Origin of the sequence: Prosthecobacter sp. (assembly GCF_049294395.1) — a bacterium.
Taxonomy (GTDB): Bacteria; Verrucomicrobiota; Verrucomicrobiia; order Verrucomicrobiales; family Verrucomicrobiaceae; genus Prosthecobacter.
The window spans coordinates 1-1,626 of sequence record NZ_JBAQCR010000429.1 but is presented as its reverse complement, the minus strand read 5'-3'; the positions used below and the strand labels follow the sequence as shown (position 1 = coordinate 1,626).

Annotated in this window: 1 protein-coding gene; it reads right to left on the bottom strand. The window is 56.9% G+C overall.

Annotated elements, in window-relative coordinates:
* Positions 1–240 precede the first annotated feature (240 nt).
* Positions 241–1,407: an IS4 family transposase gene (locus tag WAW39_RS29315; RefSeq protein ID WP_422323158.1), complete on the bottom strand. Its 1,167-nt coding sequence runs from the start codon at positions 1,405–1,407 to the stop codon at positions 241–243.
* Positions 1,408–1,626 lie beyond the last annotated feature (219 nt).

The window sequence follows — 1,626 nt, the reverse complement described above, 5'->3', positions numbered from 1 at the left end:
GGAAAAACAACACAATCCCTTTATCGCGAACCGGCGGTGATTTTCACCACGGATGACACGGATGGCCACGGATAATACAGATACCCTCGGTTTGTCATTCTGAGCGTAGCGAAGAATCCAGTATGATGTCCGCTCCCGCACGTGCCACTGGATCCTTCACTTCGTTCAGAATGACAGGTAACGGGTATTTATCCGTGTCGATCCGTGTAATCCGTCACTACTGTCCGGCAGCATGAACCTTCACGAGAACAGATTAGGGACGTCGTTATCATGAATGATAGTCGCGCAGTCCATGGATTGTCGGGCAAAGAGTTCCGGCAGAGGTATTTTCTCGAATGGAGTGACGCTGATGACTTGAAGAATTTCGTGCAGACTCGGTTGCAGCTTCCAAGTCTTCTTCAAAATGGCGACGAGGAGATAGGTGCTGACCGCAGTCCAGATTTGAATGCGCACCGCGTTGGCGGAATTGCCGATGAAATGATGGATGCAAAGGTGCTGTTTGATCCAGCGGAAGAAGAGTTCGATTTGCCAGCGGGCGCGATACAGCTCCGTGATCTGAAAGGCCGGGGCGGAAAACAGATTGGTAAGGAAGACCAGGGAGCGCGCGTGCGTCGGATCGCGGTAACTGATCCGACGCAGCGGCGCGAGATAGCGACGCTGCGAAGAGTAGCCGCGCAGTTGAATGGTTTGATCGCAGTGCAGTCCCATCGTGCTGTCGACGGCGCGACGTTCCGCGACGGAATAATCCAGGGCGCGTTTGCCCCGGATGACAAAGAATGCGCCCGCCGTGGTGAAGCGCATCAAGCGCTTGAAATCGGTGTAGCCACGATCGAGGACATAGATCGCCCCGGCTTCGATGGGGAGCGTATCCAGCAACAGCATCTCGTTCACCGTGGCCTTCGTCAGAGCGAGAAAGGTGGGGATCGAGCCCCGCAGGTCCAGCAGGGTGTGCAACTTGATCGCCGACTCGTGCAGCCGAAAATGGGCCCACGGAAACAAGGTCAGACTCAAATCGATGACCGTGGCATCGAACGCGTAGATCGTTTGCTCGAGTTCCACCGCGAACGGCTCGTTCACGTAGAGTTGCCGCGCCCGACGAATCAAGGCCTGCGCCCAGTCGGCATAAATCCGCCAGTCGCGTTGCTCGTTGGCATCCGCCAGCGTGCTGCGCAGCACCCGGCTGCGAAAACCCATTTGATAAAGCAGCTCGGTTCGCGAGCCCAAGGCCGACTCCAGATCCCGCAAGCTCTCCCGATGGGTCAGCTGCGCAAACGCCATGGCGAGCCATTGGTCGTGACAGGAAAAACCTCTTTGCTGTGCGTCGCCACCGTAGCGCTCGACGCACCGCCGAAAAACCTCCCGATGTCCCAGCGACATGACTTGTGCAAACACAGTGGAGTTGGCCATGGTCGCAGCTTATCACCTTGGACGACGGCCCAAACAGCCCTGCGCACTCAAAATGCGTCACACCCCTAAATTGACCGATTAAACTCATGTCATGCATGTTACGAAATCCTTCGGTGTCCCTTACCGGACAGTAGTGGCAATCCGTGGTCAAAACCGGATCACCCCGCCGACAGCGGCAGCGTCACGCGCATCGTCGTGCCGCGGGGGCTGGAGTTGAGC

What these genes read in the sequence shown, in the direction of transcription:
- WAW39_RS29315 (WP_422323158.1), bottom strand. Translation starts at nt 1,407, where the DNA reads ATGGCCAACTCCACTGTGTTTGCACAAGTCATGTCGCTGGGACATCGG.